Origin of the sequence: Pseudomonas sp. BJa3, assembly GCF_026343815.1 — a bacterium.
GTDB classification, from domain to species: domain Bacteria; phylum Pseudomonadota; class Gammaproteobacteria; order Pseudomonadales; family Pseudomonadaceae; genus Aquipseudomonas; species Aquipseudomonas soli.
Window position 1 is genome coordinate 1 of sequence record NZ_JAOXMC010000040.1, and the last position, 4,705, is coordinate 4,705.

Genomic DNA, 4,705 nt, shown 5'->3' on the forward strand with positions numbered 1-4,705 from the left:
AGTGCTCCGCCGAATCCCGCCTTGTGGGTCGACGTAGGCCAGTCCATCGAGGCGGCAAACGGCCTGGCTCAGCAGGTCCAGACCAACACTACCAAGATCGAGGAGGTAGATGGAAAGGTCACGTCCACGGCTGAAAGCGTGCAAGTCCTGCGCGCATCTGCTCGCGATGACGACCCTGACGGCGATCTTGCTGGCGCCTTGAAGCTCTGGGACTCGACCGCAGCGATCGCCCGTGAGCAGCTCGTGCGGGCCACCGAGACAGATGCTTTGGCGCGCAGCTCGGAAACGCTCGAAGCCAAGGTTGGCGAGACCAACGCAGCAGTGCAGACGGTAAGCCAGGCCCAGGCGAACTTCGAAGGCAAGGCCAGCGCGATGTGGTCGGTCAAGATGCAGCTGAATGCGCAGGGGCAGTACGTCGCCGGCGGTATCGGGCTTGGCATCGAGAACGGTCCGGCCGGTCTGCAGAGCACCTTCCTGGTGTCCGCCGACCGGTTCGCAGTGGTGAACAACATCAACGGCACGCTGTCCTCACCGTTCGTGGTCCAGGGCGGGCAGGTGTTCATCAACCAAGCGTTCATCAACACGGCCTACATCCAGCAGATCGTCCTCGGTATGACACTGCGGTCGCAAGCGGTTAACTCACAAGGACTGCCGCTGATTGAGCTGAACATGGTGACCGGATCATTCACCGTGCGTGGGCAGGACTCGACAGGCTCCACGTTGATCACCAACGGCCAAGTCAACACTTACTACGCCAGCGGTAACCCGGCCACGAAGATGGGTATTGGCATATGAGCACAGGATTTCTTGCCTTCGCACAAGACGGCTCGCTCATCACCGACATGACTGTGCTCATCAGTCAGATGCAGGGAAGCGTCGTGACTGGTGGCGCCAATGGAAGCACAACATTGCCTCCAGTACCTGCAGGCCGGAAACGTCTCTACATGATCGTTTCGCTAGTTGACATGAATAGGGAGAAAGGGAAAAGGCCAGGCGTCAGCATCTCAGGCGACACGATGACTTGGGCGTACTCATACAGCACCAATAATTGGGGGTACTTTTCGGCGAACTGTCGCATCTATTATGGGTACTATTAATGACTGGTAAATTTGTTGCTTACAGAGAATCTGACCAGCAAAAGCTTTTTGATACCGACCTGATTTGCTATGGTTTGCGGAAGAGTGGCAATCTTCAGTTTGTTGCATACTGGCCGCAAAAATACTTGCGGTCAGCCCAGCTTGATCCTAACAATGGGGCGAATTGGAATGACGACTCGAATCCGCGTGAGCCAATCTATGGCATTTCTCTTTCTACATGGGCCTCGCCGATAGCATTTCTTGTGGGAGATGGAAGCCCGTGCGGGGAAATGCTAGTAGGCGGCGTGAAGACTCTTCTCTTCGTTGGGGCAACAGCAGCGACCAAGGCATATGTATTTGATCTCATGACTGATGACGGGCCAATCACTGGCCTTAAGTGCTTTAGGGAAAGTCCTTGGGGCTTAACATTCAACTCGGGCATGCCTCCTCTTAACATTATCGCAGCGGTTACTGCACCTGGTCCTGGGCCACTGGTATCCCCTAGTTTCGATTACCGTTATACCGCATATGCCGGTGGTTACAACTCGATGATAGGACCAGTTAACGGCTCGTATTTTCAAATGAAGTCGTATGTTGACGTTCCTGTGGTAGCAGGAGAGCTCGCTGCGGCAATCACATTTACAAGGTCAGCCGGATGTAACGGCTCGGCGGCGGGAGATGGCGGCTTTGAGTATGGGAGTCAAGAGGGCTGTTGTGGGTACAACGGCGGGGTCAGGTTCATGTTTACCGTGGCAGCAGCTACAACAAGGGCCATCACTGGCAGTTTCCCTTATGTGTATTGGCGACAGATTCCAGCGCTTTTGCCGCAAGCGCTCGTAATAAGAACTTCGGGCCTCCCATTTCCATTCAACTAAAAGGGGAATTCAATGCCATGGTATAGACAAGGCACAGTGTCGGTAACTAGCGGCCAGACCACTGTCACGGGGACATCTACTGACTTCGCGCTGAATTCGAGGGTTGGCGATGCTTTCCAAGGCCCTAACGGCCAATGGTACGAAGTTGCGAACATCGCTAGCGCTACTGTTCTGAGCATCCTTCCGGCATATCAAGGGCCAACAGTTGCGGCCGGTTCCTATGGCCTTGCGCCGATGCAAGGCTACGTGAAGGAATCAGCGGACCAGTTACGGCAGCTTGTCCAACAGTTCGGTAGCACGTTGGCCTTGCTCGGCAACCCTGTTGACGTTGCAGCCCTGCGTGTGAACATAGGCGCCGCTGTGCGCGGTGCGAATAGTGACATCACCTCGCTCGGGGGGTTAACGACACCACTGAGTGTCGCCCAAGGCGGCACCGGCTCATCCACTTCAGCCGGGGCTAAGACGTCTTTAGGAATTGGCGATATCGGAGTAGGCCAGTCTTGGCAAGATCTCACATCCTCGCGTCAGCTTGGGGTCGCTTATGTCAACGCCACCGGCAGGCCAATACAAGTGACCGCACTAGTTGGTCCAACTAGCGCTGCTAGCGTATCTCCGTTTTTGAGTATCGACGGTAAAGTACTACGCGGTGCCTATGCAGCTGGTTCGGGAGCTTACATTCCTACAGTAACTGGTATTGTTCCGCCTGGTGCGAGTTATAGTATCACTATAGCGAATGGAACTGCCGCTCTCTTCAATTGGCTGGAGCTGCGTTGATGAAGTATTTCAAGGACCCTAGATCCGATGAAGTTTTTGCTTTCGAGGCAGACGGGAGTCAGGACGATTTTATTCATGAGAGCTTGGTTAGGATGTCCGATGCCGAAATTGCCGAGTTCTTCAAACCTAAAGCATACACAAACGGAGAAGTCGTTGAATATTCAACATCTGTCGTGCTGGGGTGGAATCTAGCCACTCAGGAACAGGTCGCAGAATTTGAATTGCGCAGGGCAGTCACCTCCGCTGAAGAGCGAATCAAAGCTGAAAGGTCAAAGGCAGACCAGGCGATCGCCCCGCTGCAGGACGCGGTCGACCTGGACGAAGCGACCGAGGCCGAGGCCCTGCGGCTGAAAGAATGGAAGCGCTACCGCGTGGCGCTGAACCGCTTGCCTGATCAGCCTGGTTACCCAGCTGAAATCGACTGGCCCGCGCCGCCGGCCTGATCCACACCAAACCCACCGACCGCCCGAGAGGCGGTATTTTTTTGCCTGGAGAAAACCCATGCGTACATCGCAACGCGGCTTGAGCCTAATCAAGTCGTTCGAAGGTCTGCGTCTGCAGGCCTACCAGGATGCCGTCGGCGTCTGGACCATCGGCTACGGCACCACCAGGGGCGTGAAGGCCGGCATGTCGATCAGCAAGGAGCAGGCCGAGCGAATGCTGCTGAACGATGTGCAGCGCTTCGAGCCGGAGGTGCAGCGTTTGGTAACGGCGGAGTTGAACCAGGACCAGTGGGACGCCCTGATCAGCTTCACCTACAACTTGGGTGCGGCGAACCTCGAGTCCTCAACGCTGCGGCGCCTGCTCAATGCCGGGAACTATGCCGCCGCCGCTGAGCAGTTCCCGCGGTGGAACAAGGCGGGGGGCAAGGTTCTGCCGGGTCTCGTCCGCCGCCGGGCCGCTGAGCGTGATCTGTTCCTGGGGGCTGCGTGAGCACTTTGGCAGGGCGCCTCGCCGGCGCCGGCCTGCTGATCGTGCTCGGCATGGCCGTGGGCGCCTGGGCCACCACCAGCCACTTCCGCCCGCTGCTCGACACCGAGCAGGACCAGGTGGCCACGTGCAAAGCAGCCCGCGACAACCTCGCTGGGCTGGCAGCGGAGCAGGGCAAGGCCCTGGGTGCCCTGACCCTGGCCGCGAACGAGCGCCAGGCCAGGGCGGCGCAGGCCGTGGACGAGGCGGCGGCCAGCGCGCAGGGGGACTTCGCCGCGGCGAATCGGCTGCAACAGGAGCGCACCGGTGGCGATCAATGCGCCGCCGCCACCTCGATCATCGACCAGGAGCTTGGCCTATGAGGATGCTGGTGTTCGTGCTGGCGCTGGCTTTGGCCGGCTGCAGTGGTCGTGCTGAGCCGCAGGTGCAGTACGTGCGCGTCGAGGTTCCGGTGCAGGTGCCGTGCCGGGCGCCCGAGGTCGCGGTGCCGCCGTGGGCTGCTGCCGGTCTGCGCAAGAGCGACAGCCTGGAGGTGAAGGTGCGCGCACTGCTGGCCGAGCGTCGGCAGCGGATCGGATACGAGAAGCAGCTGGAGGCGGCCGTGACCGCTTGCCGATAGGGTATTTCGGCTGCTCGTTCTACGCGGGCCGCTGGTCGCCGGTGGCTGTTACACGCTTCGCTCGCCCTATACTGGAAAGTCCTTGTTGCCAGGGAAGAAACGACCATGAGGCAAGTGAGCGACGATGTAGTAGCCGCCGGTGAGCCGCTCATCCGCAATGCGTTGGAGGCGTTGCGCGCCTACCACGATGCAAAAGATGGTGGCGCTCCGGTCGAGGAAATAGAGCGTTTGCGGCAAGCGGCGGACTCCGCGTGCAGGGCTTTGTCCGATTTCCAGCGATCAACCTTGAATCCTCTGTCCTTGGCGCGTCACTGATCGAGAGATCCGCCAGGCGGTACTCGCTCTGCAATCCGGTTGAATGGTCAAATACTGTATCGATATACAGTATTGGTGCCGCATGTACTTCCTCCTTGTTCGCCGTCGAGAGCGCG

At 58.5% G+C, this 4,705-nt stretch carries 5 protein-coding genes; all 5 read left to right on the forward strand.

Annotation, left to right across the window (positions count from 1 at the left end):
* On the forward strand, positions 1-795 hold a 795-nt coding region (locus OH705_RS26710; protein ID WP_267303371.1), incomplete at its 5' end, for a DUF1983 domain-containing protein.
* A gap of 1,929 nt (positions 796-2,724) precedes the next feature.
* Positions 2,725-3,168 (forward strand): tail fiber assembly protein, encoded by a 444-nt coding sequence (locus OH705_RS26715; protein WP_323873503.1) that lies wholly within the window; start codon positions 2,725-2,727, stop codon positions 3,166-3,168.
* Positions 3,169-3,226: 58 nt separating this feature from the next.
* The gene (locus OH705_RS26720) at positions 3,227-3,658 is read left to right on the forward strand and encodes a lysozyme (RefSeq protein ID WP_267303372.1); all 432 of its coding nucleotides are present in this window, start codon (positions 3,227-3,229) and stop codon (positions 3,656-3,658) included.
* Positions 3,659-3,708: 50 nt separating this feature from the next.
* Positions 3,709-4,017, forward strand: a complete 309-nt coding sequence (locus OH705_RS26725; RefSeq protein ID WP_416383596.1) for a hypothetical protein — start codon at positions 3,709-3,711, stop codon at positions 4,015-4,017.
* Positions 4,014-4,274 carry a hypothetical protein gene (locus OH705_RS26730; protein WP_267303374.1) on the forward strand — a complete coding sequence of 87 codons (261 nt, stop codon included), beginning with the start codon at positions 4,014-4,016 and terminating at the stop codon, positions 4,272-4,274. The genes OH705_RS26725 and OH705_RS26730 overlap by 4 nt, the downstream gene beginning before the upstream one ends.
* Positions 4,275-4,705: the final 431 nt, after the last annotated feature.

Excerpts from the sequence above, each read along its gene's own strand:
- OH705_RS26730 (WP_267303374.1), top strand. The coding sequence starts at position 4,014 with ATGAGGATGCTGGTGTTCGTGCTGGCGCTGGCTTTGGCCGGCTGCAGT.
- OH705_RS26725 (WP_416383596.1), top strand. The coding sequence starts at position 3,709 with ATGGCCGTGGGCGCCTGGGCCACCACCAGCCACTTCCGCCCGCTGCTC.
- OH705_RS26720 (WP_267303372.1), top strand. The coding sequence starts at position 3,227 with ATGCGTACATCGCAACGCGGCTTGAGCCTAATCAAGTCGTTCGAAGGT.
- OH705_RS26715 (WP_323873503.1), top strand. The coding sequence starts at position 2,725 with ATGAAGTATTTCAAGGACCCTAGATCCGATGAAGTTTTTGCTTTCGAG.